The organism is Pseudomonas putida (assembly GCF_001941965.1).
GTDB classification, from domain to species: Bacteria; Pseudomonadota; Gammaproteobacteria; order Pseudomonadales; family Pseudomonadaceae; genus Aquipseudomonas; species Aquipseudomonas putida_L.
Genome location: NZ_MKZO01000058.1, coordinates 68,070 through 91,171, shown reverse-complemented (window position 1 = coordinate 91,171; position 23,102 = coordinate 68,070). Strand labels below are relative to the sequence as shown.

Below are 23,102 nucleotides of genomic sequence, written 5' to 3'. Positions count from 1 at the left end.
GCTATTCCGCTCTCATCATCCTGTTGTTGATTTCCGGCTGCCAGTCCCCCATGACCCAGCTCGAGCAACTCAGCAGCCAGAACGCCCATCAGGTCAGCATCCAGCCCACCCGACCTTTCCCCCTGGCGATAAGCGCTCCGTCGGTCAAACCCACCAGCGCCCGCCTGCGCGTCTACCTGGAAGGCGACGGCCACGCCTGGGCCACCGCGTCGCAACCGAGCCTGGACCCCAGCCCGCGTACCCTGCTGATGGCCCGCCTGGCCGTGACCGATCCGCAGCCCAGCGTCTATCTGGCCCGCCCCTGCCAGTTCGTCAGTGCCCCGGCCTGCAACCCGCAGGTATGGACCGACCAGCGCTTCGGCCAGGCCGCACTCGATAGCCTCGACCAGGCGCTGAACCAGATCCGCAAGCAATACGGCAATCGGGATTTCGAATTGATCGGCTATTCCGGTGGCGCCGCCCTGGCCCTGCTGTTGGCCGCGCAGCGCAACGATGTCGCCGTGGTCCAGACCCTGGCCGGCAACCTCAGCCCCCGGCAATGGACGCAGTCGCTGAAACTCACGCCACTGAACGGCTCGCTGGAACCCCTGGACCGCGCCGAGCGCCTGCGCCATGTGGCCCAGCGGCATTTCATCGGTTACGAAGACCGCACCGTGCCGCCCATCCTCTACCAGCACTACCGCCGCAGCCTCGGCCCGGCGGATTGCGTGGAGGTGGTCCGGCTACCGGGCGTCGACCACGCCGATGGCTGGATCGAGGCCTGGGCGCAGTGGCGCCACAAGCCCCTGAACTGCACGCCTCAGTGGTGATGTTCCTTCTGGTTCTCCAGGGTTTCCAGCAAGGCGATCTGCATCTTGGTATGTACCCGGATAAACCAGCGCCATAGCAGCGCCACCACGCCCGCCGCCACCACCGCGATCAGCAACAGCAGCTCGCTGGTAGGCAGGATGCTCGCCGACAGCGCCGAGAGCAGCAGGAAGATCACCAGCAACGAGATCAGCGGAATCACCTCGGCGATCACCCGGCGGACCCGCTGGGTATGCCGTCCGGCCATCTCCGGCTTGACCCCCATCTCCGCCAGCAGCATCGACAGCGCCTTGAGCTTGCGGTACGCGGCGATCAGGAAAGGCAGCGAGAGCAACAGCGCCAGGCCCCAGATCAGCGCCTTCTGCTGGCCGACATCGGCGATCCAGTCACTCAGGTAGGCACCGATCTGCGTGGCGAAGTAACCGCCGCTGAAGAAGATCGCCACCACCAGCGCCAGGTTGACCCCGACCTGCAAAAGGATCCGCCGGATCATCGACGCCAGCATCGCCCCCTCGCCTTGCGGCTGGATGCTGCGCAGCCACTCACCGTACAGCGACAACACCCGCGACAGACGGCTCGGCACCACCTTCGCCAGCTTCAGCGACAGCGGATCGGCGGCGCGGATCAGGTACGGGGTGAGCAAGGTGGTAATGGCGGAAACGGCCACGGCCACCGGATAGAGGAAGTCGCTGGTGACCTGCAGGGTCATGCCCAGGGCGGCGATGATGAAGGAGAATTCGCCGATCTGCGAAAGGCCCATCCCGACCCGCAGCGAGGTGCGTCCGTCGTTGCCGGCGATAAAGGCACCCATGCCGCAGGAGAGCATCTTGCCCAGCACCACGGCGATGGTGATCACCACGATCGGCCAGATGTACTCCACCAGCACGTTCGGGTCGATCATCAGGCCGATGGCGACGAAGAAGATCGCGCTGAACATGTCCCGCACCGGCTCGATCAACCGCTCGATCTTCATCAACTGGCGCGACTCGGCCATGATCGCGCCGATCAGGAAGGCGCCCAGCACCATGCTGTATTCCAGCTTGACCACCAGCAGGCAGAAGCCGAAGCACAGGCCCAGCACGGTGATCAGCAGCATCTCGTTGCTTTCGAATTTGGCGACATAGGCCAGCAAGCGCGGTACCAGGAGGATGCCCACCACCAGCGCAACGATCATGAATAGCGACAGCTTGCCGACCGTTGAGAACACCTCGCCGGAGCTGACCGTGCCGCTGACGGCGATACCCGAGAGCAAGGCGATGATGCCGATGCCGAGGATGTCCTCGACGATCAGCACGCCGAAGATCAGTTGGGCGAAGCGCTCGTTCTTCATCTTCAGGTCATTGAGCGCCTTGACGATGATGGTGGTCGAGGAAATCGCCAGGATCGCCCCGAGGAACAGCGAGTCCATGGTGCTCCAGCCGAACCAGCGGCCGATCTCGAAACCGATCCAGATCATCAGGACGATTTCCAGGAACGCCGCGATAAACGCCGTCGCCCCCACCTTGAACAATTTGCCAAGGCTGAATTCCAGGCCCAGGCAGAACATCAGGAAGATCACCCCGAGTTCGGCGAGGGTCTTGATCGTGTCTTCGTCGTGGATGAGGCCGAACGGCGGGGTGTGCGGGCCGATGATGAAGCCGGCGACGATATAGCCGAGCACCACGGGCTGCTTGAGGCGGTGGAAAAGAATGGTGACCACACCGGCAACCAGCATGATCACCGCCAGATCCTGGATAAAGCTGATGGCATGCACGGCGGGACGCTCCTTACTCCACGACGAAGACCAAGGCGCAGCCCGACCGTCAGGTCTGATGAGGCTGCGGAAATTTCTGAGTTAAATGTAGGAAACGGCCTCATTGCAGGGCCGCTTCCGCAGGTTAACATCGACACCCGGCGCAAAATGGCCGTGCAATATGCAGAAACAGATCGGCACTTTCCTTGCCGCGAATGGCATGAATGACGTGACCACCGACACGCTGTCAGCGTCCCGTTTCAAGATGGCAATTCCCATGGGGAAGAAGCGCGAGCACCGCGCCGCCCCGCCTCAGCGCAATCTCACCGTGAGCACACTATGGAACCCGGAAACGCCCAGCTGTCGATGACCGTCCTGATGACCCCGGACATGGCCAACTTCTCCGGCAATGTCCACGGCGGCACCTTGCTCAAGTACCTCGATGAAGTGGCTTATGCCTGCGCCAGCCGCTATGCCGGTCGCTATGTGGTGACCCTGTCGGTGGACCAGGTGGTGTTCCGCGAGCCGGTGCATGTCGGCGAGCTGGTGACCTTCCTGGCGTCGGTCAACTACACCGGCAATACCTCGATGGAGGTGGGCATCAAGGTGGTGACCGAAAACATCCGCGAGCGCTCGGTGCGCCACAGCAACAGCTGCTTCTTCACCATGGTGGCGGTGGATGACGATCGCAAACCGGTGCCGGTACCGCCGCGCCAGCCGCTGACCAGCGAAGAGAAGCGCCGCTTCCTGCAGGGCAAGCAGCGCCGGTTGATCCGCCAGGAGCTGGAGAAGCGCTACCAGGAACTGAAGACCGAGACCGACACGATCTAACGGCACGACGCGGCCCCCTGTGGGAGCGGGTTCACCCGCGATTACGGTAGTGAATTCACCGACGTAATCGCGGGTGAACCCGCTCCCACAGAGGGCCGCGTCGTCTTAGAGTTTGTGTGCTTCGAAGCGCAACCGCGGATGCACGATGCGGTCCTGCGACCGCACCACTTCCAGCTCATAGCTACCGCAGGCCTGGGTTTCCAGCAGCACTTCATGCACCGCCGCCGCGGTGAATTCAAAGGCCGCCACCGGCTCATCCCCGAGCAGCAAGCGCGCCAGGAACAGCCCGGCAGTCAGGTCACCTACGCCAACCGGCTGACGCGGAAACGCCAGCAGTGGCCGCTGCAGGTGCCAACTCCCTTCGGCAGTCACCAGCAGCATCTCGAAGTCCTCGGGATTCTTCCCGGCATAGGCCAGGTGCTTCACCAGCACCATCTTCGGCCCGCGTACCAGCAACTCCCGGGCCATGCCCACGCACTCTTCCAGTGACTGCGCGCGCCGCCCGGCAAAGCTGTCCAGCTCCAGCTGGTTCGGACACAGCAAATCCGCCGCCGCCACCGCCTCTTCCAGCAGGAACTCGCTGACCTCCGCCGGCACGATGCAGCCCTTCTCCGGATGCCCCATCACCGGGTCACACAGGTACAGCGCCCGTGGGTTGGCCTGCTTGATCCGCTGCACCACGCTGAGGATCGCCCGACCCTGCTCGGCACTGCCGAGGTAGCCAGACAGAACTGCGTCGCAATTGCCCAACTCACCGATATTGCTAATCCCTTCCACCAACGCGGGAATTTGCGCCGGAGCAAGCACTTCGCCACTCCACTGGCCATACTGAGTGTGGTTGGAGAACTGCACGGTATTGAGTGGCCAGACATTCACCCCGACCCGCTGCATCGGGAACACTGCGGCGCTGTTGCCGGCGTGGCCAAACACGACGTGAGACTGGATCGCAAGCAGGTGCGGTGTGCGTTTCATGCGGGACGTCCAAACCAATGAATGACAAACAAGGCGCGCAGTATGGCGCCAAATGCCACCTGTACGACAGACCGGGGTGGCAGTTAAGCTGGCACACCTCGTTGGAGCACGTGTAGATGGTTACCCTCGAAAACATCCTGGTGTTGATGGTCCTGGCCACGGCGGGCGCCTGGCTGTGGCACAACCACGGATTGCGGGAAAAGGCCCTGGACCGGGTCAAGCAGCATTGCGCCAAGCTCGACCTCGAATTGCTCGACGGGGCCGTGGCGCTGAAGAAGATCGCCTTCGTGCGCGACGCCAACGGCCGCAAGCGCCTGGCGCGGATCTACAACTTCGAATTCACCGTGACCGGCGAGCAACGCCACCCGGGCACGGTCACCCAGTTCGGCGCCCACAGCGTGCAGATCGAGCTGGCGCCCTACCCGTTCGAGATCAAGACGCCGGTGCACGGCGACAACGTGATCGAGATGAAGCAATGGCGCCAGGAGCACAACCGCTGGCGTCAGTGATCCACAGGCATGCGGCAGGCCAGAATCCCCTGCTCCAGGGCCGCATGATCCTGGGCGTTGTCGAAAATCAGCTCGATGCGCGAATCCCGCCGCCAGGCACTGTCCTCCCAGGCCAGCGCCTGCCCCGTCACGGCATTGGCCGAGCGCCAGCCTTGTGCGCTGTGGATAACCATCTTGGCCCGGCGCCAGTCCAATCCTTCAAGGAATGCCTGCAACAGCGCGCCGTCGAGGCGTTGCTGTGGATGAAAGCGCCAGCCAATGCTCCAGCCTTCCACCGCCTGTTGATAACTGCACAAGGGCAGTTGCGGATCTGTCCACAGGGCCGAAAGGGGGGCTTTTCCGTCGGGAATCAGGTTATCCACAGGTGGTTTTCCGATGACCATGGGGTCGCCCGTTGGCAATTCAGACAGGGAAATCCGGCCCTGATCGACCCAGCACAGCGGCACGTTCGGCAGTTGCGAGGTTATCCACAGGCGCTTCTCATCATCCACAGTGGAAGCCTTGTTCATAACCAGCAAACCCGCGTCGGGTAGTGCCTGGCGCTGGGCCTCCGGTAGCTCGACGCCCGCCGCCATGGCTTGAGCATCCAGCACCAGCACCGCCGGCTGCACCGCCAACACGCCAATCCACGGTGCCGACTGCAATTGCGCCAGCAACCGGGCCGGATGCCCGAGACCGGAAGGTTCGATAAACAGCCGATCCGGCCGCGCCTTGCGCAGCAAGCGGCCCAGGCCAACCTGAAACGGCGCGCCATTCACACAGCACAGGCAGCCGCCCGCCACCTCGCCCATGCTCACCCCGTCGTCATCGGTACTGAGCAAGGCCGCGTCGAGGCCGATCTGGCCGAATTCATTGATCAGCACGGCCCAGCGCTCGTTGGCTGGACGCTGGGTAAGCAGATGGCGGATCAGGCTGGTCTTGCCGGCCCCGAGCGGGCCGGCAATCAGATGGGTCGGAATGTTCTGCAGCATAGGGCATCGTCTGGCCGGGGAATCGTTGCCACTATGCTCCGGACTCAGGCCAGCCAGTCAAGGGTCAGGATCAGGCGACGCTCGCCATTGACCGGCGAGGGCGAGCGATGCACCAGGCCCGAGCCCTCGTTGCCCAGCCATTTCTCGCCCTTGAGCAAGGCCACATCACCGCAGGCCAGACGCTGGACATGCACAGGATCGACCTCCTCCTGCGCCAGCCGGCGGCGATTGATTACGCCTTCCTCCAGCCATTCGCTGGCCGGGCCGGCGTAGGTGGTGATCAAGCGCAGCGGCACATGGTCCACATGAAAACGCGGGCACATGGCGCCTTCCAGCACCCGCAGGCGCAAGCCCACGCGACGCGCATCGAGCAGGCAGGCGTAGGCGCCTATCAGCCAGCTCAGGTCGGCGATAAAGCCTTCGTAGCCGAGCAGGTCGGCATAGGCACTGGCGATCCCGTCCAGTGCGGGTACTTCGCCATCCTTGCCGATCTCCAGGGTGCGGGCATCGGCCAGCGGTTCGTTGAGCGACAGCAGCAAACGGGCAAAATCCTCGATGTGCGCCGGCAACCGGCGCTGCCAGACCGCCAGGTTGACCCCATCCTGCAAGGCTTCGGTCAGCACCTCCGGTGTTTCGCCAAAAGCCTGGCGTACCGGTACCAGCAACTCGGCCAGTTGCATCAGGCCACCTCCTCTTCGTCATGCCAGGCACCGAACGGATCCGGCAGGCGCCGCCAGTTGGCGGCGCCCAGGGCCATTTCGTCATCGTTCAGCAGGCAGGCATCCAACGCCGCGTGCAGGCGGGGTACATCGATATGCTGGCCGATAAACACCAGCTCCTGGCGGCAGTCACCGCATTCCGGGTCCCACTGCTTGAGGATCGCCGCGGTGCTCTCGGGGTCCTGCGGCCAGTGCGCCTTGGGCACGAAGCGCCACCAGCGTCCGGCGAAGCCATGGCGCATCATGCCGCCGGCCTGGGACCAACTGCCGGCTTCCTGGTATTTGCTGGCCAGCCAGAAGAAGCCTTTGGAGCGCAGCAGCCGCCCGTTTTCCCAGGGCCTGTGGATAAAGTCGAAGAAGCGCTGCGGGTGCAGCGGCCGGCGGGCCTGCCAGGTGCTGGCGGCGATGCCGTATTCCTCGGTCTCGGGTACATGCTCGCCACGCAGCTCCTGCAGCCAGCCAGGCGCACTGGCGGCGCGGTCGAAATCGAACAGGCCAGTATCGAGGATCTCCTTGAGGTCCACCTGGCCCATCACCATCGGCACGATGCGCGCGTGGGCATTGAGGCGGCGGAGGATAGCCGAGAGCTCTTCGCGCTCATGGCTGCTGATCAGGTCGATCTTGCTCAGGAGAATGACGTCGGCGAACTCCACCTGGTCGATCAGCAGGTCGCTGATCGAGCGCTCGTCATCTTCGCCGAGGGTTTCACCACGGGAGGCGAGACTTTCCGCGGCTTGATAGTCGCGCAGGAAGTTCAGGCCATCGACCACCGTGACCATGGTGTCGAGGCGGGCCATCTCGGCGAGGCTACGGCCCTGGTCATCCTGGAAGGTGAAGGTCTCGGCCACCGGCAACGGTTCGGCGATACCGGTGGATTCGATCAGCAGGTAATCGAAGCGACCTTCGGCGGCCAGGCGCCCGACCTCTTCCAGCAGGTCTTCGCGCAGGGTGCAGCAAATGCAGCCGTTGCTCATCTCCACCAGTTTTTCTTCGGTGCGGTTGAGGCTGACATTGCGCTGCACCTCGGTGGCGTCGATATTGATCACGCTCATATCGTTGACGATGACCGCCACCCGCAGGTTGTCGCGGTTGCGCAGCACATGATTGAGCACCGTGCTCTTGCCGGCACCAAGGAAGCCGGACAGCACGGTTACGGGAAGACGATCGGACATGGCGCGGTTCCTCATCAGGGCGGCAAAGTGCATTCGAACGATGCTTTGATTGAATGTTATATTATAACAATGCGCTTTAGCCAACCGCCTGTCCGCCATCCATGGGTTCAAGGGTGAAGAGATGTTCATGAAGTCATTCAAACGCGGGCTGTGGATAACCCTGCTGTGCGCCGCTGGCAGCGTCCAGGCCATGCCCCGCGTCGAACTGGCCAACTGCACGCGCAGCGCCAACCTGCTGGCCTGCGCCGATCGCCAGGGCAGCCACTACAGCGTACAGACCCAGGGCAGCACCATTTACCTGCGCGGCTACGACGCACCGAGCGACCGACGCTGGGCCCAGACCAACAGCCGCTACGGCCTGCTGAATTTCTATACCGGCATCGCCAGCGACGGCGAAATCTGGGTGGGTTACAGCCGCAAGGTGGGCTGGACCACCCTCAACCGCGTCTCCAGTTCCAGCGGTCAGCGCTTCAGCCTGCGCTGCAACCGCTTGAACGGCTGCCAGTGAGGTGATGGGAAAAAGTGCTGGCATTCGAATTGTTATAATGTAACGTATTGCGACTTTCTTACCGATGGTTCGCAACATGACCGCCCTGACCCTCCCCGATATCGCCGCCCAGGCCAGCGGGCAATCCTTGCCGCTGGACTGGGTCGGCATGTGCGGGATCGCCCTGCCGATCCGTCTCGATCAACTCAATCTCCAGGCCATGGCGGATGCCGGTGTCGATCTGGCCGACGGCAGTTCACGTGGCATCCATATGTCGCGACTGTACCTGGCGCTGGCAGCCTTCAAGGACGAAGGGCTGTCGGTGCCATTGATCCGCCGGGTGTTGCGGCAGTTCCTCGACAGCCATGAAGGGCTGTCCACCTGCGCCTACCTGACCCTGCGCTTCGATGTGCAGCTTGAGCGGCCAGCCCTGGTCAGTTCCGAATCCGGCCACAAACGCTATCCGCTGGTCATCGAAGCGAAGCTCTCCGACGAAATGTTCCACGTGGAACTATCCGCCGACGTGGTCTATTCCTCGACCTGTCCCTGCTCCGCCGCACTCGCCAGGCAATTGATTCAGCAGCAGTTCCTCACTGACTTCGGCAACCGCAGCCTGAGCCATGAAGATGTGCTGAGCTGGCTTGGCAGCCCGCAAGGAATCGTCGCCACCCCGCACAGCCAGCGCAGCACGGCAAAACTGCGGATACGCTTGAAGAAGGACTGCAACGAGCTACCCGTTCGGGAATTGATCGATCAGGCCGAAGCCGCCTTGGGCACCGCCGTGCAAACGGCAGTGAAGCGCGCCGATGAACAGGCGTTCGCCCTGGCTAACGGGCAGAACCTGATGTTCTGCGAGGACGCCGCGCGGCGCCTGAACCTGGCATTGCGACAACTGCCTGCGGTGGCTGGCTTCCGCCTGCGTGTGGAACACGCCGAGAGCCTGCATGCCCACGACGCTGTCGCCCAAAGCCAGTGGAACTGGTAACCGAACGGAGAGACCTTCGATGATCCGCAAGAACCCGACCGGCGATCTGCCGGTAATTGCCGAGTCCGCCTACATCGATCACACCGCGATCATCTGTGGCAAGGTGGTGATTGGCGAGAATGTGTTCGTCGGCCCCTATGCGGTGATCCGCGCCGACGAGGTGGATGACACCGGCTCGATGCAGCCGATCACCATCGGCTGCAACTCGAATATCCAGGACGGCGTGGTGATCCATTCCAAGTCCGGTGCCGCGGTGACCATCGGCGAATTCAGCTCCATCGCCCACCGCTCCATCGTGCATGGTCCGTGCGTGGTGGGTGACCGGGTGTTCATCGGCTTCAACAGCGTGCTGTTCAACTGCGTAGTCGGCAATGGCAGCGTGGTCCGGCACAACTCGGTGGTGGATGGCCGCGACCTGCCGGAAAACTTCTACGTGCCCTCCACCACCCGTATCGGCCCGCTCACCGACCTGAGCCAGTTCCCTCCGGTGAGCATCAGCGCCTCGGAGTTCTCCGAGGACGTAGCCCATACCAACATCGATCTGGTGAAGGGCTACAAGGCGCTGCAGAACGAGTTTTAGGTGCGCGGCTTGACCGTGCCGCAGTTCGCGCCCAACCACACCGCCCGGGTGTTCATGCTGCCCTGCTGCTGAACTCCCGAGGCGTTGAAGGTGCCCTGCACCTTGGTGACGAACTCACGGTCACTGAGGAACTGCGCCTGGCCTGTGCCCTGGGCCTTGGGACAACTGAACTCGAAGTTCCAGGTCTTGCCGTTGCGGTCGGTGATGCGCTGGGTGCAGCCGGACTGGGGGTCCTGCAGCGGGATGTCATCGGTCTTCACCTGTTCCGGGGTCAGGCACGAGCGCACGCCCTTGCCGGCCACGGTGATCCCCTGCTTGGCCAGCACGCCTTCCATCATCGCCCGCTGTTCCGGTGGCAGGTTCTTCAACTGGCCGAGCATGAACTCCATGTCCGGCAGCGGTTTGCCATCGACCTGCATATTGCTGGTGGTCAGTTCCCACAGGCCCGGTTGCAGCATCTGCGCCTGAACCAGGGGACTCGACAGGCCAATCAGCAGCGCCAGCGCCGACACACGAATGTTCATCCAATAACTCCTGAAAATCTCCGGCCCGATGCCGGACTGTGGGTTAGACGTCGAAAAGCCGGTTGGGTTGCAAGACCAGGCCGGAACATGCTCTGTTAGACGACTGATTGGCGGACGTCACAGGACGTGTATGGATTACCACAGCCCCCAGTTCTTCGCCTACCTGATTGGCGCGACCCACTTCATCGGCGCCATCGCCGCGCTGCATGCGGTGTTCACCGTGCGCACCGCCCAGGGCTCGATCGCCTGGGCGCTGTCGCTGCTGTTCATCCCCTACCTGACCCTGATCCCCTACCTGGTCTTCGGCAGCCGCACCTTCGACGCCTACATCCAGGCCCGGCGCCAGGCCAACCAGGAAATGCACGTAGCCATGGCCGACCTCAACTGGCGGCCCTGGGTCGAGGAGGCCTTGGCCGCCAGCAACTCGCCCGCCTATGCCGGCCTGCGCGCCCTGCCCAAGCTCGGGCGCATGCCTTGCCTGGCGAACAACAGGGTCAGCCTGCTCATCAATGGCAAGGCCACCTTCGACGCGATCTTCCAGGCCATCGAGCAGGCCCGCGATACGGTGCTGGTGCAGTTCTTCATCATCCATGACGACGACCTCGGTCGCCGGCTGCATGCGCTGCTGCTGAAGAAGGCCGCCGAAGGCGTGAAGGTCTATGTGCTTTACGATAGCGTCGGCAGCCACGCCCTGCCCGCCCGCTACAGCCAAAGCCTGCGCGACGGCGGCGTGGAGATCCGTGCCTTCGCCACCAAGCGCGGCTGGTTCAACCGCTTCCAGGTCAACTTCCGCAACCATCGCAAGATCGTCGTGGTGGATGGGGTGCAGGGCTTTCTCGGTGGGCATAACGTCGGCGACGAATACCTGGGCGCCAAGCCACTGCTGTCGCCCTGGCGGGATACCCATGTGCAGGTGACCGGCCCGGTGCTAGCCTGCCTGCAGGAGTCCTTCGCCGAAGACTGGTACTGGGCCGCACGCAAACTGCCGCCACTGATCCTCCCGGAAACCTACCCGGATAACGGAGTGCTCTGCCAGGTGCTGGCCAGCGGTCCGGCCGACCCGCAGGAAACCTGTTCGCTGTTTTTCGTCGATGCCATCCAGGCGGCACAACGCCGGGTGTGGATCACCAGCCCCTACTTCATCCCCGACGAGGCGGTGTTCGCCTCGCTGCGCCTGGCGGTGATGCGCGGGGTGGACGTGCGGATCCTGATCCCTTCGCGCCCGGACCACCGCATCGTCTATGCCGCCTCCAGCTTGTTTGCCTTCGAGGCCGTACGCGCCGGGGTGCGCATGTTCCGCTACCAGCCCGGGTTCCTGCACCAGAAGGTCATGCTGGTGGACGAGGATGTCGCCGCCATCGGCAGCGCCAACCTGGACAACCGCTCATTCCGCCTCAACTTCGAGATCACCCTGGTGACCATCGACCCGGGCTTCGCCAGCACGGTGGAAAGCATGCTGCTCAGCGACTTCGAGCAGTCCCGGGAGATTACCGCGGAAGACAGCCGCGATACGCATCGCCTGCAACAGCTGGGGATGCGTATCGCGCGCCTGATTTCGCCGATCCTCTGATCAGCGATAAAGGTCTTCGCGGGTCAGCGGCAGGTCATGGCTGCCATCGGCCTTGGGTTTGACGGCGAGGACCTGGTGCAGGTTGATCCAGCCACGGGAGAAGGCATAGGAACAACCGGCAAGGTACAGGCGCCAGATGCGCAGGGCCTTTTCCGGGACCATGGTGGCGGCCTTGTCGAGATTGCCCTCGAGGTTGTCGCTCCAGAATTTCAGGGTCCTGGCGTAGTGCAGGCGCAGGCTTTCCACATCCACCACTTCCAGCCCCGCCTCGCTGAGGAAGCCGCTGATCATCGACAGGTGCGGCAGCTCGCCGTGGGGGAAGACATATTGCTCGATGAAGTTGCCGGCACCACGGCCAACAGGGCGACCATCGGTATGCTTGGCGGTGATCCCATGGTTCATCACCAGGCCACCCTCGCGCACCGCGCCGAACAGGCGCTGGCTGTAGAGTTCGAGGTTGGCGTGGCCGACATGCTCGAACATGCCGACGCTGACCACCTTGTCGAAGCGGCCGTCCTGAGGCAGGTCGCGGTAGTCGAGAATCTGCAGGTCGACCTGTTTCTCCAAGCCTTCCGCCGCCACCCGTTCACGCCCCAGCGCCAACTGTTCCTTGCTCAGGGTGATGCCGAATACACGGGCGCCATACTCGCGCGCGGCAAAGCGCGCCAGCCCTCCCCAGCCACAGCCGACATCCAGCAGGTAGTCACCCGGCTGCAGGCGCAGCTTGCGGCACAGGTGGTCGAACTTGTTCTGCTGGGCCTGATCGAGGCTGTCGTCGGGGGTCTTGAAGTAGGCGCAGGAGTACGCCATGTCGCGGTCCAGCCACAGCTGGTAGAACGCGTTGGACAGGTCGTAGTGGTAGGAAATCGCCGCCGCGTCGGTGGCCTTGTCATGCTTGCTGCGTACCGGCAGCACTTCCTCTTCATCCTTGAGCAGCGCCTCGCTGAGCTCATCGCACAGGCGGATGACCTCAAGCATGGTGCCTTCCAGTTCCAGCTTGCCTTCGACAAAGGCCGCGCCCAACTCATCCAGCCCCGGGTGTGTCAGCTGGGAAATGAGACTCGGATCCTTGAGCATGATGGTCACCTGGGGTTGCGGGCCCAGATCGAACTCATGACCGTCCCACAGGCGTAGACGGAGTGGAAGATGCAGGCTTTGCAGAACCGAGAGTTGCGCAAGCATGAAGTAAGCCTCCCCATTTATAAGATGGACGTCATCGGATGAGGGTAGTTCATACGTAGGATCTTTCCGGCTATGGCGACCATAGTCGGGGGCTATCAAGGAGAACTTGAAACAGAAAGGCTTTTGAATTGTATACAACTTAAGACCCGAGCCATTAATCTTGGCGCCACTCGATTCACCATCCGGGAGCACAACAATGAAAAGCTACGACGTCATCATCATCGGCGGCGGCCCAGGCGGCTATAACGCTGCCATTCGCGCCGGCCAGCTGGGCCTGAGCGTGGCCTGCATCGAAGGCCGTTCGACCCTCGGCGGCACCTGCCTGAACGTCGGCTGCATGCCCTCCAAGGCGCTGCTGCATGCGTCGGAGCTGTACGAGGCCGCCGCCAGCGGCGAGCTGGGCCACCTCGGCATCGAGGTCAAGCCAAGCCTGAACCTGCAGCAGATGATGAAGCAGAAGGACGAGAGCGTCAGCGGCCTGACCAAGGGCATCGAGTTCCTCTTCCGCAAGAACAAGGTCGACTGGATCAAGGGCTGGGGCAAGCTGGACGGCGTCGGCAAGGTCAAGGTCAGCGACGAGCAGGGCAATGTCAGCGAGTACCAGGCCAAGGACATCGTCATCGCCACCGGCTCCGAGCCCACTCCCCTGCCCGGCGTGACCATCGACAACCAGCGCATCATCGACTCCACTGGCGCCCTGTCGCTGCCGGCAGTGCCCAAGCACCTGGTGGTGATCGGTGCCGGCGTGATCGGCCTGGAACTGGGTTCGGTGTGGCGTCGCCTGGGCGCCGAAGTGACGGTGATCGAGTACCTCGACCGTATCTGCCCGGGTATCGACGAAGAAACCGCCAAGACCCTGCAGCGCTCCCTGGCCAAGCAGGGCATGGCGTTCAAGCTGGGCAGCAAGGTGACCCAGGCCACGCCATCGGCCGACGGTGTCAGCCTGACCCTCGAACCTGCCGCCGGCGGTGAAGCGCAGACCCTGCAAGCGGACTACGTGCTGGTCGCCATCGGTCGTCGTCCTTATACCCAGGGCCTGGGCCTGGAAAGCGTCGGCCTGGCCACCGACAAGCGCGGCATGCTGGAAAACAAGGGGCATCGCACCAGCGTGCCGGGTATCTGGGTGATCGGCGACGTGACCTCCGGGCCAATGCTGGCGCACAAGGCCGAGGACGAAGGCATCGCCTGCATCGAGCTGATTCACGGCAAGCCGCACGAAGTGAACTACGGCCTGATTCCCGGGGTGATCTACACCAAGCCGGAGCTGGCCACCGTGGGCAAGACCGAAGAGCAGTTGAAGGCCGAAGGCCGCGCCTACAAGGTCGGCAAGTTCCCGTTCCTGGCCAACAGCCGGGCGAAGATCAACCACGAGACCGAAGGCTTCGCCAAGGTCATCGCCGATGCCAACACCGATGAAGTGCTGGGCGTGCATCTTGTCGGGCCGAGCGTCAGCGAGATGATCGGTGAATACTGCGTGGCGATGGAGTTCGCTGCGTCGGCGGAAGATATCGCGCTGATCTGTCACCCGCACCCGACCCGCTCCGAGGCGTTGCGCCAGGCGGCGATGAATGTGGATGGGATGGCGATGCAGATCTGATAGTTGTATTGCCTGTACCGGTCTCATCGCTGGCAAGCCAGCTCCCACAGTGTCCGCGGCGACGCTGAACCTGTGGGAGCTGGCTTGCCAGCGATGAGGCCGGTACTGACAACCGAAAAGTCAGGTCCTGAACCGGGACACCAGGCTCTTGAACTCCTGCGACAACGCCTTCAACTGCCGCGAATCCGCCTGCGCCGACCCGGCCAGTTCCTCGATCAACTGCGCATCCGCCTGGATCTGGATGATGTGCTGGTTGATGTCCTCGGCCACCTGGTGCTGCTCTTCCGCGGCCGTGGCGATCTGATTGCTCTGATCACGGATCGCATCCACCGAGCTGCGGATATCGTCAAAGCTGTCCCGCGCCTCGCGGATCGAGCTGACACTCTGCTGCGACATTTCCAGGCTGCTGTGCATCTGCTGGGTGACATCCTGCGCGCGTCGCGCCAGCCCGCCGAGCAAGCCGTCGATCTCACCGGTGGAGTCAGCCGTGCGCTTGGCCAGCGCCCGTACTTCGTCCGCCACCACCGCGAACCCACGCCCCTGCTCCCCGGCGCGAGCCGCTTCGATGGCAGCGTTCAGCGCCAGCAGATTGGTCTGTTCGGCGATGGAGCGAATGGTGCCGAGGATGGTGTTGATGTCCTGGCTTTCCTTCTCCAGTTCCTGCATCGCCTCGGTGGCTTGCAGCAGGTTCTCGCTCAGGCGCGCGACGCTGGTGGTGGCTTGCTCGATCTGCTGCTGGCCGGCGCTGACATGACGCTGCCCGGCATCCGCGGACGTCGCCGCATGGCTGCAGGACTTGGCCACTTCGTTGGCGGTAGCGACCATCTCGTTGAATGCCGTGGACACCAGCTCGACCGCCTGGCGCTGGCGCCCGGTGGCATCGCCCATGTTCGAGGCGACCTGGCTGTTGGTTTCCGACGCACTCTGCAAATCGGCGGACGCATTGCCGATACGCTGCACCAGCGAGCGAATGCGCTCGACGAACTGGTTGAACCAGCCGGCCAGCGCGGCGGTTTCGTCGTTGCCCTTCACTTGCAGCGAGCGGGTCAGGTCACCTTCGCCCTGGGCGATATCTTCCAGGCTGCCGGCAACGCCCTTGATCGGGTTGACGATCAGATTGGAAAAGGCCGCACCGGCCACCGCGAACAGCAGCGCCAGGACCAGGGCGATGGCGACGATGGTCCAGGTCAGGCTGGTGACACCGGCCATCACTTCGCTCTTCTCGATCAGGCCGATAAAGCGCCAGCCCAGGGTCGGCGAGGTCCAGACGTTGGCCATGTAGCGCTTGCCGCCCAGTTCCACCTCGATCAGGCCCTTGCTGGTGCTGGCCAGTTGAGCGTAATCCCCGCCCAGGTCCTTGAGCTGCTTGAAGGCATTGGCTGGATTGCTCGGGTCGACCAGCACCGCGCCGGTGTCCTCGACCAGCATCAGGTAGCCGCTGTCGCCCAGCTTGGTCTTGCCGATGAAGCCGGCCAGTTGTTCCAGGGACACGTCGGTGCCCATCACCCCGATCACTTCGCCGTTGGCGCCGTGCACCGTGCGTACGGTACAGATCAGCGGTTCATTGCCCCAGAGGTAGGCGCTGGTGCGCATGGTCTTGCCAGGGTTGGCCATCCCCAACTGGTACCAGGGACGCTTGCGCGGTTCGTAGTTCTTCAGCCCTGGCTCATCGGGCCAGGCCACATAGCTGCCGTCGTCATTGCGTGCAAATGACACGAACGCGGTATTCGGATGCGCCTTGGCGTAGCGGGTAAAGTGTTCCAGTACCAGGCGGCTACCCTCGGGCAACGGCGTGTTCGGGGCGTTCTCGCTGCTGTAGACCTTCAGGTCCCTGGCATTGATGATCAGCGGATCGTCGGCCCATTGCGTCACGTTCTGGGCAATGGCGTCGAGGAACACATTGACCGTGTTGTCGATCTGCCGGATTTCCCGGCTCGAAGTATCCACAAAGCCTTCACGGGCCTGTTCATTGAGGTTGTACACGACCAGACAGGCAATCAACGCCACGGGAATCACGGCGATGACGCCGAATGCACACGTCAGCTTCTTTTTTATATTCATTCGATGGCTTCCGATACGACGTGCCATGAGCTCACCGGCTCACGGGGCTTTGGGATCTGCTTGCAACCGCTCTGCTGAGCGTTTCAGCAAGTCGCAGAATGGCAACTTGGGGTTGCCGGTGCAAGACACCGGAAAGGCGTCCGGGCCCCGAATTTACTGGGTTTCGCGGGAAGTTGATCGTATGGACAGGACACATTCTTGTCTGTTTCGACGCCATTTGTGCGGCAGATCGCGTCCCTGGCAGGCAGTTCGCCACGCAATGACTATGCTCATGCCCGGTGTGCAAATCGCACAAAATATTTCCATCAGCCATCACAAGGAAGGCAGGCGATGAAAACCATTCGGTCTCTTGCAAGTGCGGTAGCGTTGGGCTCGATTCTTTGCACTGCGGCGGTCAGCGTTCAGGCGGCCGATATTCCTCTGGGGGCCAAGGCCATTGAAGGCCACATCACGACCAAGGTCCTGGCGGTCGATGCTGCCAACTACCAGGTGACCATCGCTGACGCGGACAACCAGCCCGTTACCCTGCAACTGACGGACAAGGCCAAGGCCCTGCCCAACCTGAAGATTGGCGACACCGTGGATATCGAGGTCGCGCGTTCGGTCGCCTACGTCCTCGATACCGAGGTCGGTGGGGCTCCCAAGGTCACCGACGAAGCCATGAGCATCCGCGCGACCAAGGACAATCCCAACCCGGGTGGCGAGGCGGTGCGGCAGGTGAAGGTGACCTCGAAGATCGTCAAGATCGACCTGGACAAGCACGAAGTGACGCTGCTGCCGCCAGAAGGCAAAAGCACGGTGGTGAAGGTGGAAAACCCGGGTCTTCAGGCGCGGATGAAGAACCTGAAGGTGGGGCAGACGGTGAATGCGATTTATACCGAGGTGTTGAAGGTGTCGACTTCGCGGTAGGAGATAAATGGAACAACAGCGTTCCAAAGGGCTACTCACCTGAGAGGCCCTTTTTTGTTTCACGATGACTCCAGCATCGCAATTCGCTGGACTACGCCGAGGCTCGATACAGCAGGTTTATCAATTACTTAGGCGAGTTCAACATATGCCGATGCTTTCTGAAACTTGACCCGGCTTCCCCTCGCGTGGCTCCCATGCGGCTCTTGGAAACCGGGCTTTCCGAGGAGTCATCATGGCGAAAATCAAGCTCACCAAGTCCGCAGTCGATGCGGCACAATCCCAAGACAAGGCCGTCGAACTGCGGGATACCGTGGTGCCGGGTTTCCTGTGCAAGATCACCCCAGCAGGCCGCAAAGTGTTCATGCTCCAGTACCGCACGAACGCCGGCGAGCGCCGCAAGCCCGCCTTGGGCCAGTACGGGGAACTGACCGTCGATCAGGCGCGCACGATGGCGCAGGAATGGCTGGCCGAGGTGCGCAAAGGTGGCGATCCCAGCGCTGCCAAGAACGCCGCCCGCAAGGCGCCGACCATGAAGGAGTTCTGCGACACCTTCATGGAGGACTACTCCAAGCAGCGCAACAAGCCCAGCACGCAGCGCGGCTATCAGGGCGTCATCGACCGTTGCATCATCCCGATCATGGGCCGGATGAAGGTGCAGGACGTGAAGCGCCCGGACGTGGCCGCGCTGATGAAGAAGCTGGCCTACAAGCAAGCAGAGGCAAACCGCACCTTCGGCGTGCTGCGCAAGATGTTCAACCTGGCCGAAGTGTGGGGGCTACGCCCTGACGGCACGAATCCGTGCCGCCACGTCCCGATGTACCCGCCCGGCAGGGAAACCCGGCTCATCGTGGACGATGAGCTGGTGCGGATCTTCCGTCACCTGGAACACCTGGAGGCGAAAGGACTGGAAAACTACGTCATCCCGCTGGCGATCCGCCTGCAATTCGAATTCGCCGCCCGCCGCTCCGAAATCTGCCCACTGGAATGGGGCTGGGTTGATCTGGAAAACCGCCGCGTCGTCTGGCCCGACAGCAAGACCGGCGGTATCTCCAAGCCCATGAGCGAGGAAGCCTATCGGCTGCTGTCTACCGCACCGCGCCGGGACGGCTGCCCCTACGTCCTGCCGTCGCCCAACGACCCGACCCGGCACATGACACACGGCGAACACTACGGCGGCTGGAAGCGCGTGCTCAAGGCCGCTGGTGTGCCGCACGTTGGCACACATGGCATCCGCCACCGGGCGACGACCGATATTGCGAACTCGGGCGTGCCGACCAAGGTGGGCATGAAGCTCACAGGCCACAAGACCGTGGCGATGTTTATGCACTATGTTCATACCGAGGACAAGCCGGTGCGGGATGCGGCCGAACTGGTGGCGAATCGGCGGCTGGCGATCACCGGGGCATCCCGCTCTATGGAGGTGGCAGAATGACAAGGAAGATGCCCGTGGCGACGCGGAAACCTTCTGCCTTACCTGCCGGCTATGCCGGTATCCACGGCGGCATCGTGGAACTTCTGGATGCGGCGCGCCAGGCAGCGGCGCGCAGTGTCAATGCGCTGATGACGGCCAGCTATTGGGAGATTGGCCGCAGGATCGTCGAAGCCGAGCAGAAAGGCAGACGACGGGCCGGTTACGGCGAGCAGTTGATGGCGCGGTTGTCCGCCGACCTGACAGCGCGATTCGGGCGTGGTTTCAGCCCGGACAACCTGGAGAACATGCGGCGCTTCTTCGCCGCTTACCCCCTTGAGGCAATTTCCGAGACACTGTCTCGGAAATCTGGAGACGGACTGCCTATCGAAAATTCCGAGACGGTGTCTCGGAAATTCGACCTCTCCGAACTGGCCCAGGTCTTCACCCTGCCGTGGTCGGCCTATGTCCGGCTGCTGTCGGTCAAGGATGACCATGCCCGCCAGTTCTACGAGGCCGAGGCGCTGCGCGGTGGCTGGAGTGTGCGCCAGCTCGATCGACAGATTGGAAGCCAGTTCTACGAACGCACGGCCTTGTCCAAGGACAAGGCGGCGATGCTGGTCAAGGGCTCCGTGGCCAAACCCGAGGATGCGGTCACACCCAATGATGCGATCAAAGACCCGTATGTGCTGGAGTTCCTCGACCTCAAGGACGAGTATTCGGAATCCGACCTGGAAGCGGCCTTGATCCAGCGCCTGGAAGACTTCCTGCTGGAACTAGGCGAAGGCTTCACCTTCGTCGGGCGGCAACGTCGGCTGCGCATCGACCAGACCTGGTATCGGGTCGATCTGCTGTTCTTCCATCGCAAGCTGCGCTGCCTGGTCATCATTGATCTGAAGCTGGGCAGCCTGACCCATGCCGATGTGGGGCAGATGCACATGTACTGCAACTATGCCAAGGAGCATTGGGCTTACCCGGACGAGAACCCACCGGTGGGCCTGATCCTGTGCGCAGACAAGGGTCATGCCCTGGCGCGGTATGCGCTGGATGGCTTGCCGACCAAGGTGATGGCGGCGAACTACCGGACGGTATTGCCGGATGCCGAACTGCTGCAAAAGGAACTGGAGCACACGCGGCGTCTGCTTGAATCTCGCGGAACGCTTTTCCTCAAGGAAGGCAAGCTGTAGTCGTGTGTCCGGCTTGTTGCTGTCGGGCTCGCGGGCTCCCTCCTGCTTAGTAGCGAATCACAGCCATTCGGCGCTGATCCGTGACGCCTTCGGTTTCCAGCATCAAGTCGCCTGAGCAATGATCTCAACATATCCAATCAGCTCCGCCGAATAGCTACCGTCCCCATTTGCAGCGCCCTTGTGCTTCAGTTCACGTTGCAGAGTCGGCTCCACGGTGTGGGCGAACAGCGCCAGCCGCTGCTCCGGTGTAAAGCTCGGCGAGATCGTCGGTGCTTGCAGATACCTTTCGCACTGCCGCTCAATCGCCGGTACCCGTGCCCCGTCCTGCTTGACTGCGATGGGCTGCACCACCACACGACGTTCGCCGTTGCCCGCAGACGCCTCCACCATCCACAAGGACAGCACCACCGGCTCGTCAACATCCCCGACCACCGCAATGCCGATGTCTTCGGGCGTCACGCTGCGCCAGCGGCCCAGCTCTTCCTGTACCACCGGGTGATCCAGCCCCATCAGCTCCAGATCGTCCCTGCTGGTGGCGGTGTCGCGGCTCAATGTGAAACGCGCACGGCGCGTGCCATCCACTGTTACAAGGTCGTAGGTCTCCTCATCGACCTTCAGCAGTTTCTGCTGGCGATCTGCCACTGCCGCTGACAGGAAATGCACTAGCCGATCCAGGCTGGATGACACATCCGAGAAAGGCTGGTAATCATCTAGACTGAAACCGTCGAGGTCTTGAAACAGGTCGAACACCACCTGCCGTGCCTCGCGGGAATTGGACAGCGCCGCTTCCAGCTCCACCTGGGTGCGTTTCAGTTCGGGATCGGACAGCGCCTCCTGGTACAGGCGGTCGTAGTTCAACCGCTCGGAAAGCTGCCCCAGAATCTGCGCCCTCATGTCTTCGGCCACGTTGCCCTGATCATCGACCTTGCCGACCGTGCGTGCAATTTCAGTCAACTTCTCATCCAGCAGCAGGAAGATGCGACCCTCGATGGTGTCCGACAGCACCAGGTTGTAAACCTGTGCAGTGTCGCGCTGGCCGTAGCGATGGATGCGCCCGATGCGCTGTTCCATGTCCATCGGGTTCCACGGCAGGTCGAAATTGAACAGAATGCGCGCGAACTGGAGATTCAAGCCTTCGCGGCCTGCCGCGGTACACACCAGCACACGCGGCCCGTCTTTCAGGCGGAACTTCTTCTCTGCTGCCAGCTTGGCACCGTGGTCGCCGCCACGTAGCACCACCACGCCCTGGCCGGGATACGCCTGTTCAATCTCGCGGGCAATCAGATCGACCGTACCGAGGTAGGTGGCGAAGATCACGATCTTTTCGTTAGCGTCCTGTCGCCATAGATGCCCCAAGCCATCAAGCAGCTTCTGCGCCTTGGTCTCGCGCTGCTGCGGGAAGATGCGCAGCAAGTCACCAATGCGCAGCCGCTCCTCGGGCAGATGCAAATCGACCACAGCGGAAGCCGCCTCCTCGGCGTGCGTAGCCGAATACTCGCTGCCATAAGGATCGGAGGCCATTTCCAGCGCGTCTTCATCCAGTTTCTTCACCAGCCGGTACTTGAGGTCAGCCAGCACGCGATCCACCTCGCTGCGGCCGACGCTGTCCTTCGCCAGCCTAAATTCTGCATGGATCAGTTCGCGGGCTTCTTCCGTCAGCCGCTCGCGGCCTTCAATGTCCAGCTCCTTGTCACGCAGCAGCGCCTCGTGCAGCGTCAGCATCAACAGGCGGCGCTTGAGCGTGCGACGCACGGCGGCAAAGCTCGATGCCGCGATCTTCTGGAAGATCGCCATCAAGAAGCCCAGTGCGCGTCCCTGGTTGCCCTGGCGGCGGGCCAGATCGAAACCGTCTTCCAAGTATTCGCGCAGCCTCTCGTAAAACAGCCGCTCTTCCTGATTCATCAGGAAAGATTCGGTATGCACCCAGCGCCGTGCAAACAGCGGTGAGCCATCCGGTTGGCAGGCATCGGCCTTGGTGCGACGAAACATCACCGTGTTCAGGCGATGACGGTTTTCCAGCATGTCCTCGGAACTGCCAAACAGCGTGGGGTTCAAAAGCTGCGCGAGCATCCAGAACTGGAAGTGATTGCCTTGGTGCGGCGTGGCAGACAGGAGCAAGAGATCACGCGCGTGATCCTTCAATGCCTCGGCCAGCTTGTAGTTTTCCGTCTTGCGCACCTTGCCGCCCGTGCGGTGGGCGGTCAGGTGATGCGCCTCGTCGAACACCACCAGATCCCACCGAGGCGCGTCCAGCAGACGCTTGATGCGCGCCGGGCGCTTCAATGTGTCGATGCTGGCAATCAGCCGATCGTGTTTGGCGAAGGCATTGGTCTTGCGATCGGTAATGTCGCCCTCGGAGCCAAACACCTCGAAGTCGAGATTGAACACCTCGTTCAGCTCGCGGTGCCAGTTGTTCACCAAGCCTGCGGGCACGACCATCAGCGCCCGCGTCAACTCGCCCCGGCTGGCCAGTTCACGCAGAATCAGCGCGGCTTCAATGGTTTTTCCCAAGCCCACCTCGTCGGCGATCAGGTAACGCCGTGGTGAAGCAGTCGCAATGCGGTGCGTCAGCACCACTTGATGCGGCAGCAGATCAATGCGTGCCGAGGTCAGCGCCGAGGCGCTTTCCATCACCGGCAATGCGTGCGCCTCGTAAGAAAGCCATGCTTTGCGTGCCCGGTCTGAGCCGCCTGCCACCGATTGCAGAATGCGCTCGGTACGGGTGCGCTCGCGGCGTAACGAACTAACCGGCACGCGGCGCTCGCCAACCACGCCGAAGAACGCGCGCAGATAGCCATCGTGCGTGGGTTCGAGCACCACACCTGGGCCGAATTCAGTATGGGTGATGCGCTCGCCGGGCTGGAACAAATCCTCTAAGTCGTCTGCTTGCACGCGTTGG

General features: G+C 62.6%; 21 protein-coding genes. 12 read left to right on the top strand and 9 right to left on the bottom strand.

Features of this window, described 5'->3' with window-relative positions; all coding sequences use genetic code 11:
* Positions 1–50: 50 nt before the first annotated feature.
* The gene (locus tag PSEMO_RS26105) at positions 51–809 is read left to right on the top strand and encodes an alpha/beta hydrolase (RefSeq protein WP_086937279.1); all 759 of its coding nucleotides are present in this window, start codon (positions 51–53) and stop codon (positions 807–809) included.
* On the opposite strand, the gene PSEMO_RS26100 is transcribed toward PSEMO_RS26105, so the two are convergent.
* Entirely contained in the window at positions 800–2,560 is a 1,761-nt protein-coding gene (locus PSEMO_RS26100; protein WP_075805789.1) for a cation:proton antiporter, read from the bottom strand. The two genes, PSEMO_RS26105 and PSEMO_RS26100, sit on opposite strands and share 10 nt — an antisense overlap.
* Before the next feature lie 160 nt (positions 2,561–2,720).
* Between PSEMO_RS26100 and PSEMO_RS33615 the strand changes: the two genes are divergently transcribed.
* On the top strand, positions 2,721–2,909 hold the full coding sequence (locus tag PSEMO_RS33615) for a hypothetical protein (RefSeq protein WP_178392062.1): 189 nt from the start codon (positions 2,721–2,723) through the stop codon (positions 2,907–2,909).
* The gene (locus tag PSEMO_RS26095; protein WP_075805788.1) at positions 2,879–3,370 is read left to right on the top strand and encodes an acyl-CoA thioesterase; all 492 of its coding nucleotides are present in this window, start codon (positions 2,879–2,881) and stop codon (positions 3,368–3,370) included. The genes PSEMO_RS33615 and PSEMO_RS26095 overlap by 31 nt, the downstream gene beginning before the upstream one ends.
* A 105-nt stretch (positions 3,371–3,475) precedes the next feature.
* Here the strand turns inward: PSEMO_RS26095 and pdxY are convergent, their stop codons facing one another.
* Positions 3,476–4,342, bottom strand: a complete 867-nt coding sequence (pdxY, locus tag PSEMO_RS26090) for a pyridoxal kinase PdxY (protein ID WP_075805787.1) — start codon at positions 4,340–4,342, stop codon at positions 3,476–3,478.
* 116 nt (positions 4,343–4,458) lie between these two features.
* Here pdxY and PSEMO_RS26085 point away from each other — a divergent pair, with 116 nt between their 5' ends.
* Positions 4,459–4,851 (top strand): DUF3301 domain-containing protein, encoded by a 393-nt coding sequence (locus PSEMO_RS26085; RefSeq protein WP_075805786.1) that lies wholly within the window; start codon positions 4,459–4,461, stop codon positions 4,849–4,851.
* Here the strand turns inward: PSEMO_RS26085 and PSEMO_RS26080 are convergent.
* Genes PSEMO_RS26080 through zigA form a run of 3 tightly spaced genes read right to left on the bottom strand, consistent with a single transcriptional unit; the run spans position 4,845 to position 7,713 of the window.
* Complete coding sequence (locus PSEMO_RS26080; RefSeq protein ID WP_075805785.1) at positions 4,845–5,822, bottom strand: CobW family GTP-binding protein; 978 nt, start codon at positions 5,820–5,822, stop codon at positions 4,845–4,847. The two genes, PSEMO_RS26085 and PSEMO_RS26080, sit on opposite strands and share 7 nt — an antisense overlap.
* A gap of 44 nt (positions 5,823–5,866) precedes the next feature.
* The gene (locus PSEMO_RS26075) at positions 5,867–6,502 is read right to left on the bottom strand and encodes a DUF1826 domain-containing protein (RefSeq protein WP_075805784.1); all 636 of its coding nucleotides are present in this window, start codon (positions 6,500–6,502) and stop codon (positions 5,867–5,869) included.
* Positions 6,502–7,713, bottom strand: a complete 1,212-nt coding sequence (zigA, locus tag PSEMO_RS26070; protein WP_075805783.1) for a zinc metallochaperone GTPase ZigA — start codon at positions 7,711–7,713, stop codon at positions 6,502–6,504. The genes PSEMO_RS26075 and zigA overlap by 1 nt, the downstream gene beginning before the upstream one ends.
* Before the next feature lie 127 nt (positions 7,714–7,840).
* Between zigA and PSEMO_RS26065 the strand changes: the two genes are divergently transcribed.
* From PSEMO_RS26065 to PSEMO_RS26055, 3 genes are all read left to right on the top strand, one after another.
* Positions 7,841–8,221: a glutamine synthetase gene (locus PSEMO_RS26065; protein WP_075805782.1), complete on the top strand. Its 381-nt coding sequence runs from the start codon at positions 7,841–7,843 to the stop codon at positions 8,219–8,221.
* 76 nt (positions 8,222–8,297) lie between these two features.
* Positions 8,298–9,185, top strand: a complete 888-nt coding sequence (gene folE2 / locus PSEMO_RS26060) for a GTP cyclohydrolase FolE2 (protein WP_075805781.1) — start codon at positions 8,298–8,300, stop codon at positions 9,183–9,185.
* Positions 9,186–9,204: 19 nt separating this feature from the next.
* Entirely contained in the window at positions 9,205–9,765 is a 561-nt protein-coding gene (locus PSEMO_RS26055; RefSeq protein WP_075805780.1) for a gamma carbonic anhydrase family protein, read from the top strand.
* On the opposite strand, the gene PSEMO_RS26050 is transcribed toward PSEMO_RS26055, so the two are convergent.
* Positions 9,762–10,289, bottom strand: coding sequence for a DUF3617 domain-containing protein (locus PSEMO_RS26050; protein WP_075805779.1), 528 nt, complete (start codon positions 10,287–10,289; stop codon positions 9,762–9,764). The genes PSEMO_RS26055 and PSEMO_RS26050 overlap by 4 nt on opposite strands.
* A 130-nt stretch (positions 10,290–10,419) precedes the next feature.
* Here PSEMO_RS26050 and cls point away from each other — a divergent pair, with 130 nt between their 5' ends.
* Entirely contained in the window at positions 10,420–11,859 is a 1,440-nt protein-coding gene (cls, locus tag PSEMO_RS26045) for a cardiolipin synthase (protein WP_075805778.1), read from the top strand.
* On the opposite strand, the gene cfaB is transcribed toward cls, so the two are convergent.
* On the bottom strand, positions 11,860–13,041 hold the full coding sequence (gene cfaB / locus PSEMO_RS26040) for a C17 cyclopropane fatty acid synthase CfaB (protein WP_075805777.1): 1,182 nt from the start codon (positions 13,039–13,041) through the stop codon (positions 11,860–11,862).
* 196 nt (positions 13,042–13,237) lie between these two features.
* On the opposite strand from cfaB, the gene lpdA reads away from it, so the two are divergent.
* Positions 13,238–14,638: a dihydrolipoyl dehydrogenase gene (gene lpdA / locus PSEMO_RS26035; protein ID WP_075805776.1), complete on the top strand. Its 1,401-nt coding sequence runs from the start codon at positions 13,238–13,240 to the stop codon at positions 14,636–14,638.
* A 120-nt stretch (positions 14,639–14,758) separates the two neighbouring features.
* On the opposite strand, the gene PSEMO_RS26030 is transcribed toward lpdA, so the two are convergent.
* Positions 14,759–16,699: a methyl-accepting chemotaxis protein gene (locus PSEMO_RS26030; RefSeq protein WP_075805775.1), complete on the bottom strand. Its 1,941-nt coding sequence runs from the start codon at positions 16,697–16,699 to the stop codon at positions 14,759–14,761.
* A gap of 330 nt (positions 16,700–17,029) precedes the next feature.
* Here PSEMO_RS26030 and PSEMO_RS26025 point away from each other — a divergent pair, with 330 nt between their 5' ends.
* The 3 genes from PSEMO_RS26025 (at position 17,030) to PSEMO_RS26015 (ending at position 20,203) form a co-directional block, all read left to right on the top strand.
* Positions 17,030–17,608, top strand: coding sequence for a hypothetical protein (locus PSEMO_RS26025; RefSeq protein WP_075805774.1), 579 nt, complete (start codon positions 17,030–17,032; stop codon positions 17,606–17,608).
* 232 nt (positions 17,609–17,840) lie between these two features.
* Entirely contained in the window at positions 17,841–19,040 is a 1,200-nt protein-coding gene (locus tag PSEMO_RS26020) for a tyrosine-type recombinase/integrase (protein ID WP_031631181.1), read from the top strand.
* A complete protein-coding gene (locus tag PSEMO_RS26015) occupies positions 19,037–20,203 on the top strand; it encodes a PDDEXK nuclease domain-containing protein (protein WP_031631178.1) in 1,167 nt (388 codons plus the stop codon). The genes PSEMO_RS26020 and PSEMO_RS26015 overlap by 4 nt, the downstream gene beginning before the upstream one ends.
* A gap of 102 nt (positions 20,204–20,305) precedes the next feature.
* Here PSEMO_RS26015 and PSEMO_RS26010 read toward each other — a convergent pair whose 3' ends face one another.
* Positions 20,306–23,095, bottom strand: a complete 2,790-nt coding sequence (locus PSEMO_RS26010; protein WP_031631176.1) for a DEAD/DEAH box helicase — start codon at positions 23,093–23,095, stop codon at positions 20,306–20,308.
* Between the last annotated feature and the right edge of the window lie 7 nt (positions 23,096–23,102).